Source organism: Microbacterium yannicii PS01, from assembly GCF_000304335.1.
Taxonomy (GTDB): Bacteria; Actinomycetota; Actinomycetes; order Actinomycetales; family Microbacteriaceae; genus Microbacterium; species Microbacterium yannicii_A.
The window spans coordinates 38956-57296 of record NZ_CAJF01000028.1 but is presented as its reverse complement, the minus strand read 5'-3'; the positions used below and the strand labels follow the sequence as shown (position 1 = coordinate 57296).

Here is an 18341-nt window from a genome sequence, read left to right as displayed (position 1 = left end):
GGCCGAGCCCGGTGCGATCTCGGCCCGCTGCCCGATGCGGGTGCCCGGCGCCAGCGTGCTGCGTGCGCCGACCGTCGCGTCCGCTCCGATGCGCACCTCGCCTACCCGCACGAGGTCGCCGTCGATCCAGTAGCCGCTCAGGTCGACCTCCGGCTCGATCGACGCGCGATCGCCGATCTCCAGCATTCCGGTGACGGGAGGAAGCGTGTGCATGTCGACGTCGCGGCCGATCTTCGCGCCCAGGGCCCGCGCGTAGTTCGTGACCCACGGGGCGCCGGCCAGGCCCACGGCGTCGACCTGATCGGAGATCTGCTCGGCCAGCCACAGCCGCAGATGAACCAGTCCGCCACGAGGGTAGTCACCGGGCCGCAGCCCCGCCAGCAGCAGGCGAGCGGATGCCGCCGCCACCGCCATGCGGCCGAACGGCGTGGCGAAGACGAGGAGGGCGGCGACGAGAACCCACCACGGTGCCGTCGGGAGCGCCTCGAAGCCGGGCGCCAGCTGGAGGAGGGTGCCGGCGGTGAGGATGTACAGCAGCCAGCGCACGCCGGACAGGATGAACAGCGGCACGCCCAGGAGCGTCTGCGTCCACTGCGTCACGCGCGGCGTGGGCGCAGGCATGCGGAAGGGGTGGTCCTCATCGTCGGTGAGGAAAGGCCCGACGGCCTTCGCCATCGCCCCGAGCCGAGGGACGTCGTAGATGTCGGCCACTGAGAACTCGGGCACGCGGGCGCGGATCCGCGATACCAGCTGCGCCGCCGAGAGCGACCCGCCGCCCAGGTCGAAGAAGTCCGCCTTGCGGTTCGGCACCGGCTGGCCCAACACCGCCTGCCACTGTTCAGCCAGCCACGCCTCGGACGGACTGAATCCCGGGTCGGGCATCTCCACACCGGGCAGAGGCCACGGCAGAGCCGCGCGGTCGACCTTGCCCGACGTCCGGACGGGAAGATCGTCGACCACCGCGAGCAGCGGCACCACCGCGGCGGGGAGGCGTTCGGCCAGCTCGGCGCGGGCGGCTGCCCGATCGAGCTCGCCCTCGACGACAAGGTAGCCCACGAGCACCGGAACGCCGGCGTCGGTCGTGCGCACCGCGGCGCTCGCGGCCGTGACGCCCGCCAGGTCCTGCAGCGCCGCCTCGACCTCACCGAACTCGATCCGGCGGCCGCCGACCTTCACCTGATCATCCGCGCGGCCGAGGAACACCAGGCCTCGCGAGTCGAAGCGGACCAGGTCGCCGGATCGGTACGCCCGATCCCAGCCGAGCGAGGGCATTGCGGCGTACTTCTCGGCATCCTTCGCGGGGTCGAGATAGCGGGCTAGTCCCACGCCGCCGATGATCAGCTCCCCCGTCTCGCCCTCGGCAACGGGCTGATCGGCGGCATCGACGATGGCCAGCGCCCACCCGTCGAGCGGCAGTCCGATCCGGACGGTTCCGACGCCGTCCAGAAGCGCGGCGCACGCGACCACCGTCGCCTCGGTCGGCCCGTACGTGTTCCAGACCTCGCGGCCCTCGGCGACCAGGCGGGCGACGAGTTCGGGCGGACACGCCTCGCCACCGAAGATCAGGAGCCGGACGTTCTCGATCGCATCGGCGGGCCACATCGCCGCGAGCGTGGGAACCGTCGACACCACCGTGATCGATTGGCGGATGAGCCACGGGGCGAGGTCCTCGCCCGACCGCACGAGCGATCGCGGGGCGGGAACGAGGCACGCCCCGTGCCGCCACGCCAGCCACATCTCCTCGCACGATGCGTCGAAGGCCACGGACAGTCCGGCGAGCACGCGGTCGCCCGGGCCGAGCGGAGCGTCCTGCAGGAACAGGCGTGCCTCGGCATCGACGAACGCCGCGGCAGAGCGATGAGACACCGCCACGCCCTTGGGAACGCCGGTCGAGCCGGACGTGAAGATGACCCAGGCGTCGTCGTCGGGGGTGGGCGGTGGCACGGTGACGACGGCCGAGGTGCTGGGATGCGGTGCGGGGCCGTCGAAGAGACCGGCAGCCGCGGCATCCGTCTCGACATCCGACGGAACGTACTCGCCGGCGCCGGTCACGACGCCCCGCACCGCCGCCTCACCGAAGACGAGGCGAGCCCGCTCTTCGGGATCGTCCGCGTCCACCGGAACATAGGCAGCCCCGGCGGCGAGGATGCCGAGGATGGCGATGTACAGCTCCTTCGACCCGGACGCCATGCGCACGCCGACGCGATCGCCGCGACGCACGCCCGCGTCGTGGAGGCGCGCGGCCGTGCGCGCCACCCGCGCCATCAGCTCGCGATAGCTCAGGGCGGCAGAGCCGTCGTCGAGCGCCGATGCCTCGGGAACACTCGCAGTCGTTGCTCGGAGGATGTCGAGCAGAGTGCGCGGGTCGGGAGCCGCGTCGGTGCGGTCCAGCTGCGCGGGCTGCGAGAGGATCGGAGCCCGCGCCTCGTAGGATTCGTCGCCCAGCACCACGTCAGGACAGCAGAGCGACGAGCTCGGCCTTGGTCAGGCGCGAGTATCCTGCCACGCCCGCGGCGCGGGCCCGACCGCGCAGCTGCGCGACCGTCAGCGCAGAGAGGTCCTCTGCCGGCGCGGCTTTCGGTGTGCGCGGAGCCCGCCTGCCGGTCGACACGACCGCCGTCGGCCCGGCATCGGCGATAGGCGCGATCTCAGCCTCGGCCACCGCCGGCATCGCGACGTCGGGAGTCGCCTCCTCCTGCTCGACGGCTGCCGTGTCGGCAACCTCGGACGGTGGGGCCTCGAGTTCAGCGAGCACAGAGGCGTCGTCATCCGTCGCCGGCGACTCGTCCTGCGGAGCAAGCGCCTCATCGAGCTTCCTGTCCGCCTCGCGCGACTCCTTCTCGGCCTTCGCCGCTGCCCGCTCCGCCTTGGCCGCGGCTTTCTTGAGGGTCTTGGTCTCTTCCTTGCGGGCGGCTGCCTCGGCGGCGGCGCGCTCCGCTTCGGCTGCCGCGCGCTCGGCTTCGGCCCGAAGGCGCGCCTTGTTCTCGGCCTTGACGATGGCCGCGCGGGTCGCCTTGCGCACGCGCTGCTCCGCGCGCTCGGCCGCCTTGGTCACCTTTCCCGGCTTGTTGCGCAGCTTCTTCTTCGAGACGTCGCCGACCTCGATCGCGTCGGCTGCCAGCTCGCGCAGCTTCTTCGCCGGCTTGCCGGGAAGTCCCTTCGCGACCTTCTTGGCCTGCTTCGCAGCGGCTGCGGCTTCGTCAATCGCCTCGAGCGCCTTGCGCTCGGCTTTCGTGCTCTTCGCCATGGCCGAGCACCTTACCCGGCCGGGGTGAACGAACGGGGCGGCGCGCCGCTGCGCGGCGCCCGACCCGGGTCCCGGCGTGCATCCGCGCGCATGGATGTCGGCACCCCGTTCACCTTCCGTTCACCCGTGCAGCGCACTCTCTTAAGAGTCCGCGCTTACGTTGCAGTGCGAGCCCCGCACCGGGCTCGAACCCGAGGGCCCTACGCGGGCCCAGTCCCTGACACGTGAAGGATTCACACAGTGAAGATCTCCCGCATCGCCCAGGTGGGCGCTGTCGCCGCAGTCGCGGCTCTCGCCCTCGCCGGCTGCGCTTCCAACGAGACCCCTGCGGCCAACTCGTCCGACGCTCCCACGTCGGACCTCTCCGGCGAGATCGCCGGAGGCGGCGCGTCCTCGCAGGAGGTCGCGGTCCAGGCCTGGACCGCCGGCTTCCAGACCGCGAACCCCGATGTGACCATCTCATACGACGCGGCCGGCTCTGGCGCAGGCCGCGAGTCCTTCCAGGCCGGCGCCTTCCCGTTCGCCGGCTCTGACCGCGCATTCAAGGTCGAGGAGATCGAGGCCGGCCCGTTCGACGGCTGCGTCGAGGGCTCGGGCATCGTCGAGCTGCCGACCTACATCTCGCCGATCGCGGTCATCTTCAACCTCGAGGGCGTCGACTCGCTGAACCTCGACGCCGCCACCATCGCGGGTCTGTTCGCCGGCACGATCACCAACTGGAACGACCCGGCCATCGCCGCCCTCAACGAGGGCGTCGAGCTGCCCGACCAGGCGGTCACCCCGGTGCACCGCGCCGACGACTCGGGCACGACCGAGAACTTCACCGACTACCTCTTCCAGGCCGCACCGGACGTCTGGACCTCGGAGCCCGACGGCGTGTGGCCGCTCTCGACCGGTGAGGCTGCCCAGGGCACCTCCGGCGTCGTGTCGGCTGTCGCCGGCGGCAACGGCACCATCGGCTACGCCGACGCCTCCCGCGCAGCGGAAGAGGGTCTGTCGACGGCCGCCGTCCAGGTCGGCGACGAGTTCGTCGAGTACTCGCCCGAGGCCGCGGCCGCGATCGCGGACGCCTCGCCGTTCGAAGAGGGCCGCACCGAGGGCGACCTCGCCATCGAGCTGCAGCGCACGTCCGACGAAGCCGGTGTGTACCCGATCGTCCTGATCAGCTACATGATCGCATGCCAGGAGTACGCGGACGCCGCGGTCGCTCCGGTCGTGAAGGGCTTCCTCGAGTACATCGCGAGCCCCGAGGGCCAGGACGAGGCTGCTGCTGCCGCAGGAAGCGCGCCCATCTCCGACTCGCTGCGTGAGCAGATCAACGCCGCGATCGAGACGATCGTCGTCGAGTAACACCGTCGACACCCGGCCCGGCTCACCGCCGGGCCGGGTGTCACCTCGAAGAACCCCGAACCCGAAGGGCACCATGACGACGACGACCGAGCCGGCCGTCAAGCCGAAGCCGAAGCAGCGACCCGGCGACCGCTGGTTCTCAGGTACCGCGCTGTTCGCGGGATCCATGATCCTCGTGACGCTCGCCGCGGTCGCCCTCTTCCTCATCGTCCAGTCCATCCCCGGCCTCACGGCGACGAGCGAGACCGCGTCGCTGCTTCCCGGCAATTTCTGGCAGTACGTCTGGCCGCTCGCGTTCGGAACCATCTGGGCGTCCTTCCTCGCCCTGCTCATGGCCGTGCCCCTGTCGGTCGCCGTCGCGCTCTTCATCTCGCACTACGCGCCGCGCCGGCTCGCGCAGGGCCTCGGCTACATCGTCGACCTGCTCGCCGCCGTCCCCTCCGTGGTCTTCGGCCTCTGGGGCATCCTCGTCCTCGCGCCCGCCGTCCAGCCGGTCTATGCGTGGCTCACCGCGAACGCCGGCTGGTTCCCGCTCTTCAGCGGGACGGCCTCGGCCACGGGACGTTCGATCTTCACGGCCGCCATCGTGCTCGCCGTCATGGTGACGCCCATCATCACGGCCATCTGCCGCGAGATCTTCCTGCAGACGCCGGTTCTTCACGAGGAAGCGGCACTGGCCCTCGGCGCGACCCGCTGGGAGATGATCCGGATGGCTGTCTTCCCCTTCGGGCGCAGCGGCATCGTGTCGGCCTCGATGCTGGGCCTCGGCCGGGCGCTGGGCGAGACCATGGCCGTCGCCATGGTGCTCTCGGCGACGGGCGTGGTGACGTTCCGGCTCTTCACGTCCGAGAACCCCAGCACCATTCCCGCCAACATCGCTCTGACCTTCCCCGAGGCCTACGGCGTGAACATCAACGTCCTGATCGCCACGGGCCTCATCCTCTTCATCGTGACCTTCGCCGTGAACGCTCTCGCCCGGTACATCGTGAGCCGCCGCAAGGAATTCTCGGGAGCGAACTGACATGACTGTGATCACCTCCGCCGCTCCCCCGCAATCCCCTCCGGAAGCACCCCTCGAGGAGTCACCGCGTCTGACGAGCGGACACCTCCCGACCTGGTCGCCCTGGGCGCTCCTCGGCGCCAGCGCCGTCATCAGCGCGCTCCTGTTCGGCATCGTCGCGATGGCGGAGGGCAGCGGCTTCAACATCGCTGCCTGGGCCGTCGTGACCGCCGTCCTGTACCTGGTGCTGATCACGATCATCTCGAGCCTGGTCGAGGGCCGCCGGAAGGGCGTCGACCGCCTCGTGACCGGCGTCGTCAGCGTGGCGTTCGCGATCGCCATGGTGCCGCTCGTCTCGGTGGCGGTCACGGTCGTCGTCAACGGCGTCGCCGGCATCTCGGCCGAGTTCTTCACGTCATCGATGCGCAACGTGGTCGGCGAAGGCGGAGGGGCGCTCCACGCGATCGTCGGCACGCTCCTCATCACACTCGCAGCGGCCGTCATCTCGATTCCGATCGGTCTCTTCACCGCCATCTACCTCGTCGAGTACGGCGCAGGCAAGCAGCTGGCTCGCGGCATCACGTTCCTCGTGGACGTCATGACCGGCATCCCGTCGATCGTCGCCGGCCTGTTCGCCTACGCCCTCTTCGCGCTGTTCTTCGGTCCCGGCATCCGCATGGGGATCATGGGATCGATCGCCCTGGCGGTGCTGATGATCCCCGTCGTCGTCCGCTCCAGCGAAGAGATGCTGCGTCTCGTGCCCAACGAGCTGCGCGAAGCGTCCTACGCCCTCGGCGTGCCGAAGTGGCTGACGATCTCCAAGGTGGTGCTTCCGACCTCGATCGCCGGCATCACGACCGGCATCATGCTCTCGATCTCGCGCGTCATCGGGGAGACGGCACCGCTGCTGCTCACCGCCGGTGTGGCGACCTCGATGAACTACAACCTCTTCGACGGCCGCATGATGACGCTTCCGGTCTTCGCCTATTCCCAATACATGAATCAGGGCATCCCGGCGTCTGCGTACGTCGACCGCGCCTGGGCCGCCGCACTCGCCCTCATCGTCATCGTCATGGTCCTGAACCTCATCGCGCGCCTTGTCGCGAAGGTGTTCTCCCCCAAGCTCGGCCGCTGAGGCCATCTCCCCGAACAGAACCAGAGGAATCGTGTCCAAGAGCATCGAAGTCAACGACCTGAACGTCTACTACGGCGACTTCCTGGCCGTCGAGGGCGTCTCGCTCGACATCGAGCCCCGCAGCGTCACCGCCTTCATCGGCCCCTCGGGCTGCGGCAAGTCGACCTTCCTGCGGACGCTCAACCGCATGCACGAGGTCATCCCGGGTGCCCGGGTCGAGGGCGAGGTCCTGCTCGACGGCGACGACCTGTACGGCGCGAGCGTCGACCCCGTGCTCGTGCGCCGTCAGGTCGGCATGGTCTTCCAGCGCCCGAACCCGTTCCCGACGATGTCGATCAAGGAGAACGTGCTCGCGGGCGTCAAGCTCAACAACAAGCGCATCTCCAAGTCCGACGCGGACGCGCTGGTCGAGAAGTCGCTGCAGGGTGCGAACCTGTGGAATGAGGTCAAGGACCGCCTCGACAAGCCCGGCTCGGGCCTCTCGGGCGGTCAGCAGCAGCGTCTGTGCATTGCGCGGGCCATCGCCGTCTCCCCCCAGGTGATCCTGATGGACGAGCCCTGCTCGGCCCTCGACCCGATCTCGACATACGCGATCGAGGAGCTCATCGGCGAACTGAAGAACGACTACACCGTGGTCATCGTGACGCACAATATGCAGCAGGCGTCGCGCGTGAGCGACAAGACCGCGTTCTTCAACATCGCCGGCACCGGCAAGCCGGGCAAGCTCATCGAATACGACAACACCAAGTCGATCTTCACGACCCCGTCCGTGCAGGCCACCGAGGATTACGTCTCCGGCCGCTTCGGATAATCCAGCTGCACGACACGAAGCCCCCGCCGTGTGCGGGGGCTTCGTCGTCGGCGTCAGTCGCGCGGGCTCAGCAAGTAGCGATTGAAGGATGCCGTCGCCTCGACGTCGACCGAGAGCTCGGCGTCGTCGATCGCGGTGAGGGGCGCCGCGAGGCGCACGCTCGACACCAGCCACGCGGCATCCGCCTCGGCCAGTGCCGCCACCGGGATGGTCTCGTACGCGGTGGCGGCGCCGCCGGCGGCGAGGTGCTCGAACAGGCTCAGCTGCGTGGTGCCGTGGAGGATGCCGCCGTTCGGGGCGGGCGTGACATAGCGGTCGCCGATCCGGAGGATGAGCGACGCGGTCGGGGCCTCGAGGACGAATCCGTCGGAGCTCACGAAGATCGCATCGTCGGCGCCGCGGCGCTTGGCCTCGCGGATCGCCGCCATGTTCACCGCGTACGACAGCGTCTTCGCGCCCAGCAGCAACCACGGGGCGCGGGCGGGCGTGTCGATGCCATAGCCCCGATCGAGTGTCACGACGCGCACACCATGCTGGCGCACGGCCGCGTTGTCGGGGGCGCCGGCCGCGGTCACCCAGGCGGTCGGTGCGGGCCCGTGCTCGACGCCGCGGCTCAGAATGAGCTTTATCACTCCCTCGCCCTCGGGCGGGCAGTGGGAGGCCGCCACGCGGACGGCCTGCCGCCACTGCTCGAGGTGAGGGGCGGGAAGGTCGCAGATGCCGGCGGAGTGGGCGAGACGGTCGAGATGCGCCTGGGTCTCTTGCGGGTGGCCGTCGACGACGCCGATCGACTCGAAGATGCCGTCGCCGCGCTGCGTGCTGAATTCGCCGACGCTCAGCGCCGGTGCGGCGGGGTCGATCTCGCGGAAAGTGCCTGCGAAGTCGGAACGGGGATCGTCGGATGCCGCGGGCTCGATCACGAGCGCGAAACGCCTGGTCATGCCTCCGAGCCTAGGTCGTCGGGAATGTCACGACGGCGAGCTCGGTTACAATGGATTGGCCGGGCCGCAGTAACCCCCGGGCTCCATCTTCTGCCGCTGCGAGCGGCTCCGCGCCGAGAGGCGTTCTGCGGCCCGGCACTTTCGTACCCGGACCCCTTCAGTCCGCCGGTCCGCGTCAGACGTCCCTCCCGAACACCGGCATCTGCCCCGTTTCGCGCTGTCCCGAGCACTCGCGCAGCCGAGTACGGATGCCTCAGCTCAGGGCGTCGCGCCGCCAGAGCGCCGCGCACGCCGCGAGGTCGGCGGCGTAGTCCGAGAGCCGCAGCGCCCGGGTTGTGAAGGCCGACGCCCGCTCGGGCTCGGTCGCCTCGTAGTCGTCGGCGACATGGGTGGCGCCCGAGGCCTGCACACGGCAGAACGCCGACGCGCGGTCGAGGGCGACTGCGAAGTCGCCTTCGAACAGCCCGCGCATGATCATGTCGATGAGCGCGACGAGCTCGTCGGGGCCGGCCGGCGACGGCGCACCGGCCACGACCTCGTCGACGGACCGCAGTTCGGTGCGTCCGCGCTCGTAGAGGAGCGCGGCGGTGCGAGGGTCGTCGTGGATCATGAGCTGAAGCAGGTACAGCCGCCACAGCGCGCCCGGCAGCGATTTGGCGGGCGAACGCGACCAGAGTTCGGCGATGTCGTCGATGCCGTGCTCGTCGGTGAAGGTGACCAGTCGATCGACGATCGCACCGTCCGGATCGGATCGAACGCGCGAGAGCAGCGCATGCGCGGTGGAGTGGGCGATGCGCGACACCTCGGCCGGATCCTCGGCGGCGAACAGCCGGTCGAAGAGCTCAGCTGGACGACGGACCGGCTTGTGGAACTCCCTGGACTCCTCGCTCACCCGCTCCACGCTACCCGCGGCAGCGAGCACTCGGGCGCGCGGCGCGGCAGCGCTCATCCACGGAAGGCACATGGTCGGCGACCGACCCGGCGGCCGTGCTCAGACCTGGTTGATCCGGATGTGGTTGCCCGCGGGGTCGCGGAAGGCACAGTCGCGCGGGCCCCAGTCCTGGGCGATCGGCTCTTGCAGCACCTCGGCCCCGAAGGCCCGCAAGCGCTCGAACGTCGCGTCGAGGTCGTCTGTCGAGAAGACGTAGGGACCGGGGCCGATGCCCTTCACGATGAGCCGCTCGAGCGACTCGCCGTCTTCGGGCGACCGGCCCGCGGACGGGTCGGACACGACGAGCGCCAGACCCGGCTGTCCGGCGAAGCCGAAGCTCACCCAGCGGTGCCCGTCGTACGATACGTCGTTCACGATCTCGAGGCCGAGGCCGTCGCGGTAGAACTCGACGGCGGCGTCCACGTCGTCGACGGTCACGGGGCTGTATGCGAGAGAGATGGTGGTCATGACTGCCACGCTAGAGCGCGGCCGTGGTGCACCGCTTCTCCGATCCTGCTCGACTTGCGCGGCTCGAGGCGCCACGGGCTCAGACGTACCGGGCGGGCCTGGTCAGGATCTTCGCGATGCAGGCCGGCATCACCTCGGCGGCGTCATGCGTGCGGGAGCGGTACGAGCTCGGGGTCTCGCCCACGATCGATGTGAAGGTCGAGCTGAACGAGCCCAGCGACGTCGCACCGACGGTGGTGCAGGCATCCGTCACCGACATCCCGCCGCGCAGCAGTGCCATGGCGCGCTCGATGCGCCGGGTCATGAGGTACGCGTACGGGGTCTCGCCGTACGCGGTCTTGAACTCGCGCGAGAAGTGGGCGGGCGACATGAGTGCTTTCGCCGCCATCGTCGGCACGTCCAGAGGCTGCGCGTAGTCGCGGTCCATGAGGTCGCGAGCGCGTCGCAGGTGAACGAGGGTCTGGGCTGACTGCGGGGCGGATGCCACGGCCCCAGGTTACCGGGAGGCTCCGGCGTCAGGCGGTCGGGATGACGACGATGGGCTCGGTGGTCGGCACCCCGTCGGGCGCGCCGCCGTCAGGTTCGACCGTCACCGCCACGGCGTCCTCTTCCTCCCAGGCGCCGTCCAGCAGCACCGTGGAGGCACCGTCGACGCCGGGTTCGAAGGTTCCCGCCGATACCGGCTCGTCACCGCGGATCAGCCACAGCTCGAAGGTCTCGTCCTCGGGGATCTCGGGAAGCCCGTTCGTGACGAGCACCACCTTGCCGACCGACGGCGCCCAGTGCGCCGTGGCCGTCCCTCCCCCGGAGACCTCGACCGTCGCCGAAGTGCCGTCCGGCGCCGACTCGATCTGATCCAGCGCGACGACCGCGGCCGGCCGGTTCACCATCTCGTTGATCGACGCGGCTCCGAAGCCCAGCACGACGAGGATGACGAGGGATGCGGCGAGCGTGAGCAGCCCGCGACTCCAGTTGCGGCGGCTCACGGCCTGGATCGATCCAGTCGTCGGCGCGGGCTCGACCATCGGTGTGCGAGGCTGCGGCGGCGATGCCACAGCCGGAAGAGGCTCGCCCGCCTCGATCGCGGCGGCTGCGGCCGACGCATCGACGGAGGGAAGCTGCGGAACGGTGGCGATGCGCGAGAGCAGACTGGAACGCAGGGTCAGCGGTGGCACGGCATCGTCGACCCCGTCCGCCAGAGCGGCGACCGCCTCGGCATCCGCCTCGATCCAGCGCTCCCACTCCGGGTGCTGCGCGCGCTCCGCATCGAAGGCCGCACGGTCCTGCGGCGACAGGGCGTTCAGCGCGTATCCCGCCGCCAGTTCAGCGAACTCCTGCTCGTTCACGCCTTCACCCCCATCGCATCCCTCAGGCGAGACAATCCGTCTCGCATCCGTGTCTTGATCGTCCCCAGAGGCGCCCCCACCAGCGCCGCGATCTCGCTCTGACTGTAACCGCCGTAATACGCGAGGGTCAGGGCTTCCTTCTGCTTGTCCGGGAGGACCGAGAGCGCCGCGGAGAGCTCTTCACTGGCGATCCGAAGCTCGACCTGCTCGGCGACGCCGTCATGCGCGACCTCCAGGTCGCGCAGCCCCGCCCGCACGTCACGATCGCTGCTCGCCTGCGACGACCGCACGCGGTCGACGGCCCGGCGATGAGCGATCGTGAGAACCCACGATCTTCCCTGCCCCTTGTTCGGAGTGAATCTCGCAGCGGATTGCCACACCTCGAGGAACACCTCCTGCAGCACCTCTTCGCTCTGCGAGCGATCGACCAGAACCCGGAGGATGAGCCCGAAGACACGCGGCGAGAGCATGTCGTAGAGACGGGCGAACGCGGTCTGGTCGCCGGCGGCGACGCGCTGCAGCAGGACGGCGATGCGGTCGATGCGCGTCGTGCCGTCCTCGGGCACGTCGACACCATCGATCACCATGTCCACCAGCATGCCCTATCCCCCTCCCGGCTCACATTCCTGCGGCCGCGCGTCCGTGGCGGCGCGTGATCGGCTCGCCCCAGCGGCTTCCCTCGGTCCCCCGTTCTCCTGCGCCGCGCGTCGCGCGCGTCGATGATTCTTCGCAGCCGCGTCGAGAACGGATTGCCTGGCCTCGTCGCGATCCGCGCAAGAACGCGTGACCTTCGCCGCGGCATCCGATCCCATCCGATTCCCGACCGCCTCCGAACATCCCGTACAGCCGCTCCTGCGGCGGGCTCCCGCACCGCGGGACCTGCAGATCACCGGTCCGCACGGACCTTCTAGAGGAGGAAGTCATGTCACTCAACCGAAAGCGCGTCTCGGCCGGTCTCGCACTCGCGATCGCCGCGACGTTCGCACTGTCGGCCTGTTCCATGGGCGGCCCGACCGCCGCCGAGCCGTCGGACGAGCCCAGCAGCGCCCCGATGGAGACCGAAGAGGCTGAAGAGCCCATGGAGATGGACCCGGCGGCGAACCTCGTCGGTCCGGGCTGCGCCGGATACGCCGAAGCGGTGCCGGACGGAGCCGGCTCGGTCGAGGGCATGGCGGCCGACCCGGTCGCAACCGCCGCGTCGAACAACCCGCTCCTCACCACTCTGGTCGCCGCGGTCAGCGGTCAGCTGAACCCCGAGGTCGACCTCGTGGACACCCTCAACGGCGACGAGTTCACGGTGTTCGCTCCGGTGGACGAGGCGTTCGCGAAGATCGACCCCGCCACCATCGAGGCGCTGAAGACCGACTCGGCGACCCTGTCGGCCATCCTCACGTACCACGTGGTCCCTGGCCAGATCGCCCCCGACGACATCGTCGGCACGCAGGCCACAGTCCAGGGCGGCGAGGTCGAGGTCACCGGCAGCGGCGACAGCCTCATGGTCAACGACGCCAACGTCATCTGCGGTGGCGTGCAGACGGCGAACGCGACCGTATATCTGATCGACTCGGTCCTGATGCCTCCGGCTCAGTAACCTTCCTGCCGGCATCGCCGGCAGTATGAGCGGCGCTGCCGCCGGCACCTGCGAGGTGGTGCCGGCGGCTTCGTCGTGCCCGCCGTTGCACTGATCCGGCTCGTCGTCAAGGGAGTGTCACGGGCACGCGCCCGCCCTTACCGTCGAATGCAGCCCGGATGGCCGCGACCCCCTGCGTGGCGATCCGCGGCGGGGAGGATCATGACTGACCTGCGCGAGGTCGACGACATCTCGACGGGAGAGCTGCTCGACGGCCGGTATCGCCTCGAGGAGCGCATCGGCGAAGGCGGGATGGCGCGCGTCTATCGAGCCGAAGACACCCACCTCAACCGCACGATCGCCGTCAAGGTACTCCGCCGGCCGGTGGACGGTGGAGATGCCCTGGACCGAGCCCGTGCCGAGACCCGTGTGCTGGCGTCGCTGAACCATCACTCCATCGTGACCGTGTTCGACGCCCGCATCTCTGAGGCGGACGGCAGCTACATCGTGATGGAGCACGTCGAGGGCAACACCCTGCGTGATCGGATCCGGGAGGGACCGATCACGGAGAGCGATGTGGCGGGCATCGCCGTGGACGTCGCTGAGGCGCTCCACGTCGCCCATTCCGCGGGCATCGTGCATCGCGACATCAAGCCCTCGAACGTGCTTCTCGGCCGGTCGCCCCTGCCCGGACCGACCTGGCGGGCCAAGCTCGCCGACTTCGGCATCGCGTTCCTGCTCGACACCACGCGGCTGACCACCCCGGGCCTCGTCATCGGCACGGTCGCCTACATCGCGCCCGAGCAGGCGCAGGGCGCAGACCCCGCTCCTCCCGCCGACATCTACGGCTTCGGCATCATGCTCATCGAAGCGCTGACCGGCACGCGCCCTTTTGCGGATGCCGAGGGCATCGGTGCGGTGACGGCTCGACTGATCTCCTCGCCCGAGATCCCCGACACGCTGCGACCGGAATGGCAGGAACTGCTGCGCGGCATGACCGCCACGCGACCCGAAGACCGCCCGACCGCGCTGGAGGTCGCGACCGTCGCCGCCCGAATCGCCGCGACCACGGGCGCCGCCGCCATCGATCTGCCGACGCAGGCGATGCACGTCGACACCGGTGCGACGGAGGCTGTGCGCGTCGACACCGGTGCGACGGAGGCTGTGCGCGTCGACACGCGCCCCACGGCGGTGCTGCCGGCGGCGGGCGGAGCGCTGGCAGCCGGCGGAGCGTTGGCCATCAGCGGAGCGGCGGCCAGCGCAACGCCGACGGCCGGCGAAGCGTTGTCTCCCGGCGCCGCGGCGCCGGCGGAACTCGGGGCGGCTGCGCCTCCCCCATCAGCGGTCGACCCGACCGCGCCCGCCGACGACTCTCGCGACCGCCGGCGGCGGACCATCGCGATCATCGTCGGCGCTTGTCTGCTGGCGCTCGCCATCGCCGCCGCCGTCTGGGGACTCGGTCTCGCCGGCGCCGACCCCGATCCGGCGCCCACCACTCCCGTCGTGGAGGAGACGCCGCTGCCGAGCGGCACCCCGACGCCGATTCCGCCCGCTCCCGCCGTCGAGGAGGAAGACAGCGGTGAAGAAGGCGGGGGCAACGGCAACGAAGGAAACGACAACGGGAACGGGAACCAAGGCAACGGGAACGGGAACGGGAATCAAGGCAACGGGAACGGGAACCAGGGCAACGGCAACCAGGGCAACGGAACGGACACCGGCACCCAGGACGTCGTGACAGAGCCCGGGACCGGACCGGGGACGGATCCCGGGACCGGCACCGATCCCGGCGCCGGCACGGATCCCGGCACCGGGACGGATCCGGGCTCTGGCACCGGTGAGACGCCCGCCCCCGAGATCACGCCGGCGCCAGAAGTCACACCTGCTCCGTGAACCGGCGACGGCGGTGCAGGTCCTCTGAGCAGCGTCGAGGCGCGATCCGCGGGCCGGTAGGCTGGAGGCGAGGGCCTCTAGCTCAGTCGGTAGAGCATCGGACTTTTAATCCGCGGGTCGTGGGTTCGAGCCCCACGGGGCCCACTCGATGAAGCGCCGCCCGCGGGCGGCGCTTCAGCTGTTCCGGCCCGTTCCGGCGATCTCGTAGTGCACGAACCCGGTGTGCTTCGCGACCCGGTCGTACAGCAGACGGGCCGTCGCATTCGTCTCGTGGGTGAGCCAGTAGACCTTCGCGCAGCCATGCTCGCTCGCCCAGTCGGTCACGTGCCCGATGAGTGCCCGACCCGCCCCTGAGCCACGCGTGTCGGACGCCACGAACAGGTCTTCGAGGTAGCAGTAGGGCCCCGCCGACCAGGTCGCCGCGTGCGTCAGCCAGTGGACGAACCCCGCTGCTCGGCCGTCTGCCACGGAGATCGCTCCCCACATCGGGAAGGCGGGGTCCAGAAGGCGGCTCCAGGTGAGCGCCGTCTGCTCGGCAGGCAGATCCGCCTCGTAGAACTCGAGGTACCCGCGCCACAGAGGCAGCCAGGAGTCGTAGTCGGTCGCGGCGAGCGGTCGGATGTCGGTCACGACAACCGACGTTACTCGTGCCCGGTCGCAGCGCCCGTCGTCGTGCCTGACTCGACCAGCTCCGCCCCGGCGTGCGCAAGCTCCGCGAGCGCCGCATCGCTCGATTCCGGTGCGACGCCGGCGATGAGGTCGGTGAGCACCCGCACACGCCGCCCGTGCTCGATCGCGTCCAGAGCCGACGCCCGCACGCAGTGGTCGGTCGCGATGCCCGCGACGTCGACGTCGATGACCCCGTGCTCATCGAGCAGGTGGGCGACCGTCACTCCTTCGTCGGTCGTGCCTTCGAACAGCGAGTAGGCCGGCATCCCCTGCCCCTTCTTCACATGGTGCGTGACGGCTCCGGTGTCGAGCGCGGGGTCGTATTCGGCGCCCGCGGTGCCGCTCACGCAGTGCACGGGCCACGTATCGCGGAAGTCGGGCTCTGGGTGGAAGTGGCCGCCGTTGTCGTTCTCGGCGTCATGCCAGTCGCGGGAGGCGACGATGACGGCATACTCCTCGGCGTGCGTGGTGAGGAATGCGGTGATCCGCTCGGCGACGGCGTCTCCGCCCTCGACCCCGAGCGCGCCGCCCTCCGTGAAATCGTTCTGGACGTCGACGATGAACAGTGCCTTGCTCATGATTCGAGCGTACGCCGGTACTCCTCCCGTGTGAGGGGGTGGCCGTCGTCGGCGACGAGTGCGGGCGACGTGGCAGGCGCTTCGACAGGCTCAGCGACCGGGGTGTCGGAGTCAGCGACCGGGGTGTCGGAGTCAGCCGCCGAGGACGCAGGACCGGCTACAGCCGGCGCCCCGTCGGAGCGCCAGAGCTTGGACGGCCACCAGATGGCGCGTCCGATGTCGTACGAGAGCGCCGGGACGAGGAGCGACCGAACCACGAAGGTGTCCAGCAGCACGCCGAAGGCGACGATGAACGCGATCTGCGCGAGGAACAGGATCGGGATCACGCCGAGGGCTGCGAACGTAGCGGCGAGAACGAGGCCGGCCGACGTGATGACACCGCCGGTGGCCACGAGGCCGCGTAGGATGCCGGGCCTCGTGCCGTGCACGAGGGACTCCTCGCGGACCCTGGACATCAGGAAGATGTTGTAATCCACGCCCAGAGCCACGAGGAAGACGAACCCGTACAGCGGCACTGCCGGATCGCCGCCCGGGAACGCGAACACGCCGTTGAAGACGAGAGCGCTCACCCCGAGCGCCGTGCCGAACGACAGGATCACCGTCCCGATCAGCAGCAGCGGCGCGACGACGGAGCGCAGCAGCAGCATCAGGATCACCAGGATGACGGCGAGGATCACCGGGATGATCACGGTGCGGTCGCGGGTCGAGGTGTCGTTGGTGTCGATGTCGGTCGCGGTCTCGCCGCCCACGATGGCCGTGCCTTCGCCGAGAGTGTCGTCGAGGTCGACGCGGAGCTCGCGCACCGTGTCCTCCGCCTTGACCGAGTCCGCGGCATCCGTCAGCGTGCCGACGACGAGGACGTCGCCGTCTGCGACCGTCGGCTCAGGAGCGGGGGTGCCGGGCGGACCGACGGCTGTGAGCACCGCCTCGCCATCCTCGATCTCGACGGCCGCCTGGCCGGTTGGAGAATCCCCGGATGCGACGGCGACCGAGTCGACGCCATCCGCGTCGGAGAGCACTCCTGCCGCGTCGGCGAGGTCCTCCTGGGGGACGATGACGTACACCGGTGAGCCGGAGCCGGCGGGGAAATGCTCGGCGAGCACCTCCTGGCCGTCACGGGCCTGCGACTCGCCCAGGACGACCTCGCTCGTCGGCACCCCGTCCGCCTTCAGCTGCGTGATGCCCGCCGCCCCGGCCAGCAGGACCACCGTGCAGACGATCCACACCACGCGTGCGTGTTCCGCCACGAAGCGCCCGACGCGCGGCCAGAGCCCCTTGACCGGTGCCGCGAGGTCGTCGGGGATCGACGCGATCGGCTTCTTCGGGATGAAGGGCCAGAAGGCGGCACGCCCGCACAGCGCGAGCAGAGCGGGCAGGAAGGTGAGGGCCGAGAGCACCGAGAACGCGATGCCGATCGACGCGATGGGTCCGAGGGCACGATTGGTGGCGAGATCCGACAGCAGCAGGCACAGCAGACCCGCGATGACGGTGCCGCCGGAGGCGAGGATCGGCTCGAACGCGCCGCGCCAGGCGACGATCACCGCGTCCCACCGTCGCGCGCCCGTCGCGATCGCCTCACGGAAGCGGGCCACGTAGAGCAGCGCGTAGTCGGTGGCGGCTCCGATCACGAGGATGAAGAGGATGCCCTGCACCTGGCCGTTGAGGACGACGACCCCTGCCTTCGCGAGCCACCACACGGTGAGCAGGGCGGCGCACAGAGCGAACACCGACGTCGTCAGCACCAGCACCGGGAGCAGTGGCGACCGGTAGACGATCACCAGGATGACGAACACGGCGATCAGGGCGACCGCCAGCAGCAGCCCGTCGATGCCGAGGAACCCCTCGACGAGGTCGGCCGTGAATCCCGCTGGCCCCGTCACCCATCCTTCGAGGCCCGCGGGCAGGTCCTGGCCGACCAGCTCGCGGATCTCGCCGACGATCTCGCCGACCTCGCCCTCCGCGTCGATCGGGACGAACAGCTGCGCCGCCTCGCCATCCTCGGACGGGATGGGTGGCGAGATGTCGTCCTGAACCCCGTCGATCTGCGCGATGTCGTCGGCGAGCGCTTGCACGTCCGCGATGTCGGCATCGGTCAGCTCACCCTCGCCGGTCACGACCACGAGCGCGGGAATGCTCTCCTCACCCTGGAAGTCGGCGAGTCGCTCGTTGACGCGCGTGGCGTCGGCGCTCTCAGGCAGGAAGGTCGACCTGTCGTTGGTCGATACCTCGTCGACCTTTCCGAAGAACGGCCCGCCGATCGTTCCGACGGTCAGCCAGACGAGCACGAGGAGTGCCGGGATGCCGAGCCGGAGCCATCCGGAGGGCTCGTGGCGAGCGTGGTGAGGCGTCGTCATATCGCTAGCTTATCTAGCGATATGGGTTCTTCGCGCAAATAGGCTGATTCG

General features: G+C 69.9%; 17 protein-coding genes and 1 tRNA gene. 7 read left to right on the top strand and 11 right to left on the bottom strand.

The genetic code is table 11. The annotated features are described in order from the left end of the window. Both WYM_RS20420 and WYM_RS21210 read right to left on the bottom strand, forming a co-directional pair. Positions 1 to 2445 (bottom strand): amino acid adenylation domain-containing protein (locus WYM_RS20420; RefSeq protein WP_423793916.1); only part of this gene is annotated, 2445 nt, incomplete at its 3' end. Between the two features lie 7 nt (positions 2446 to 2452). Next, on the bottom strand, positions 2453 to 3247 hold the full coding sequence (locus tag WYM_RS21210; protein WP_019181645.1) for a hypothetical protein: 795 nt from the start codon (positions 3245 to 3247) through the stop codon (positions 2453 to 2455). 240 nt (positions 3248 to 3487) lie between these two features. Between WYM_RS21210 and pstS the strand changes: the two genes are divergently transcribed. The 4 genes from pstS (at position 3488) to pstB (ending at position 7543) form a co-directional block, all read left to right on the top strand. Then, a complete protein-coding gene (pstS, locus tag WYM_RS14890; RefSeq protein ID WP_019181644.1) occupies positions 3488 to 4597 on the top strand; it encodes a phosphate ABC transporter substrate-binding protein PstS in 1110 nt (369 codons plus the stop codon). Positions 4598 to 4670: 73 nt separating this feature from the next. Continuing rightward, positions 4671 to 5618 (top strand): phosphate ABC transporter permease subunit PstC, encoded by a 948-nt coding sequence (gene pstC, locus WYM_RS14885; protein ID WP_019181643.1) that lies wholly within the window; start codon positions 4671 to 4673, stop codon positions 5616 to 5618. Position 5619: 1 nt separating this feature from the next. Beyond that, a complete protein-coding gene (gene pstA, locus WYM_RS14880) occupies positions 5620 to 6732 on the top strand; it encodes a phosphate ABC transporter permease PstA (RefSeq protein ID WP_019181642.1) in 1113 nt (370 codons plus the stop codon). A gap of 31 nt (positions 6733 to 6763) precedes the next feature. Beyond that, the gene (pstB, locus tag WYM_RS14875; RefSeq protein WP_019181641.1) at positions 6764 to 7543 is read left to right on the top strand and encodes a phosphate ABC transporter ATP-binding protein PstB; all 780 of its coding nucleotides are present in this window, start codon (positions 6764 to 6766) and stop codon (positions 7541 to 7543) included. A 53-nt stretch (positions 7544 to 7596) separates the two neighbouring features. On the opposite strand, the gene WYM_RS14870 is transcribed toward pstB, so the two are convergent. From WYM_RS14870 to sigK, 6 genes are all read right to left on the bottom strand, one after another. Further along, entirely contained in the window at positions 7597 to 8484 is an 888-nt protein-coding gene (locus WYM_RS14870) for an aminodeoxychorismate lyase (RefSeq protein WP_019181640.1), read from the bottom strand. Positions 8485 to 8737: 253 nt separating this feature from the next. Next, entirely contained in the window at positions 8738 to 9376 is a 639-nt protein-coding gene (locus WYM_RS14865) for a hypothetical protein (RefSeq protein ID WP_019181639.1), read from the bottom strand. Between the two features lie 99 nt (positions 9377 to 9475). Beyond that, entirely contained in the window at positions 9476 to 9883 is a 408-nt protein-coding gene (locus tag WYM_RS14860) for a VOC family protein (protein ID WP_026059841.1), read from the bottom strand. A 79-nt stretch (positions 9884 to 9962) separates the two neighbouring features. Continuing rightward, positions 9963 to 10310 carry a helix-turn-helix transcriptional regulator gene (locus WYM_RS14855; protein WP_051008146.1) on the bottom strand — a complete coding sequence of 116 codons (348 nt, stop codon included), beginning with the start codon at positions 10308 to 10310 and terminating at the stop codon, positions 9963 to 9965. 88 nt (positions 10311 to 10398) lie between these two features. Continuing rightward, positions 10399 to 11229 (bottom strand): anti-sigma factor, encoded by an 831-nt coding sequence (locus WYM_RS14850; RefSeq protein ID WP_019181636.1) that lies wholly within the window; start codon positions 11227 to 11229, stop codon positions 10399 to 10401. Then, complete coding sequence (sigK, locus tag WYM_RS14845; protein WP_019181635.1) at positions 11226 to 11828, bottom strand: ECF RNA polymerase sigma factor SigK; 603 nt, start codon at positions 11826 to 11828, stop codon at positions 11226 to 11228. The genes WYM_RS14850 and sigK overlap by 4 nt, the downstream gene beginning before the upstream one ends. A 323-nt stretch (positions 11829 to 12151) precedes the next feature. Here sigK and WYM_RS14840 point away from each other — a divergent pair, with 323 nt between their 5' ends. The 3 genes from WYM_RS14840 to WYM_RS14830 all read left to right on the top strand — a co-directional run bounded on the left by WYM_RS14840 (position 12152) and on the right by WYM_RS14830 (position 14833). Continuing rightward, on the top strand, positions 12152 to 12820 hold the full coding sequence (locus tag WYM_RS14840; protein WP_019181634.1) for a fasciclin domain-containing protein: 669 nt from the start codon (positions 12152 to 12154) through the stop codon (positions 12818 to 12820). A 201-nt stretch (positions 12821 to 13021) separates the two neighbouring features. Next, complete coding sequence (locus WYM_RS20405) at positions 13022 to 14689, top strand: serine/threonine-protein kinase (RefSeq protein ID WP_019181633.1); 1668 nt, start codon at positions 13022 to 13024, stop codon at positions 14687 to 14689. Positions 14690 to 14760: 71 nt separating this feature from the next. Then, positions 14761 to 14833, top strand: a tRNA-Lys gene (locus WYM_RS14830). A gap of 30 nt (positions 14834 to 14863) precedes the next feature. Here the strand turns inward: WYM_RS14830 and WYM_RS14825 are convergent. The 3 genes from WYM_RS14825 to WYM_RS14815 are packed head-to-tail and all read right to left on the bottom strand — an operon-like array spanning position 14864 to position 18290. Next, positions 14864 to 15319: a GNAT family N-acetyltransferase gene (locus tag WYM_RS14825; RefSeq protein WP_019181632.1), complete on the bottom strand. Its 456-nt coding sequence runs from the start codon at positions 15317 to 15319 to the stop codon at positions 14864 to 14866. Between the two features lie 11 nt (positions 15320 to 15330). Then, on the bottom strand, positions 15331 to 15936 hold the full coding sequence (locus WYM_RS14820; RefSeq protein ID WP_019181631.1) for an isochorismatase family protein: 606 nt from the start codon (positions 15934 to 15936) through the stop codon (positions 15331 to 15333). Then, a complete protein-coding gene (locus tag WYM_RS14815) occupies positions 15933 to 18290 on the bottom strand; it encodes an MMPL family transporter (RefSeq protein ID WP_019181630.1) in 2358 nt (785 codons plus the stop codon). Before WYM_RS14815 ends, WYM_RS14820 begins: the two co-directional genes overlap by 4 nt. Positions 18291 to 18341: the final 51 nt, after the last annotated feature.

What these genes read in the sequence shown, in the direction of transcription:
- WYM_RS21210 (WP_019181645.1), bottom strand. Translation starts at nt 3,247, where the DNA reads ATGGCGAAGAGCACGAAAGCCGAGCGCAAGGCGCTCGAGGCGATTGAC.
- pstC (WP_019181643.1), top strand. Translation starts at nt 4,671, where the DNA reads ATGACGACGACGACCGAGCCGGCCGTCAAGCCGAAGCCGAAGCAGCGA.
- pstA (WP_019181642.1), top strand. Translation starts at nt 5,620, where the DNA reads ATGACTGTGATCACCTCCGCCGCTCCCCCGCAATCCCCTCCGGAAGCA.
- WYM_RS14870 (WP_019181640.1), bottom strand. Translation starts at nt 8,484, where the DNA reads ATGACCAGGCGTTTCGCGCTCGTGATCGAGCCCGCGGCATCCGACGAT.
- WYM_RS14860 (WP_026059841.1), bottom strand. Translation starts at nt 9,883, where the DNA reads ATGACCACCATCTCTCTCGCATACAGCCCCGTGACCGTCGACGACGTG.
- WYM_RS14855 (WP_051008146.1), bottom strand. Translation starts at nt 10,310, where the DNA reads ATGGACCGCGACTACGCGCAGCCTCTGGACGTGCCGACGATGGCGGCG.
- sigK (WP_019181635.1), bottom strand. Translation starts at nt 11,828, where the DNA reads ATGCTGGTGGACATGGTGATCGATGGTGTCGACGTGCCCGAGGACGGC.
- WYM_RS14840 (WP_019181634.1), top strand. Translation starts at nt 12,152, where the DNA reads ATGTCACTCAACCGAAAGCGCGTCTCGGCCGGTCTCGCACTCGCGATC.
- WYM_RS20405 (WP_019181633.1), top strand. Translation starts at nt 13,022, where the DNA reads ATGACTGACCTGCGCGAGGTCGACGACATCTCGACGGGAGAGCTGCTC.
- WYM_RS14820 (WP_019181631.1), bottom strand. Translation starts at nt 15,936, where the DNA reads ATGAGCAAGGCACTGTTCATCGTCGACGTCCAGAACGATTTCACGGAG.
- WYM_RS14815 (WP_019181630.1), bottom strand. Translation starts at nt 18,290, where the DNA reads ATGACGACGCCTCACCACGCTCGCCACGAGCCCTCCGGATGGCTCCGG.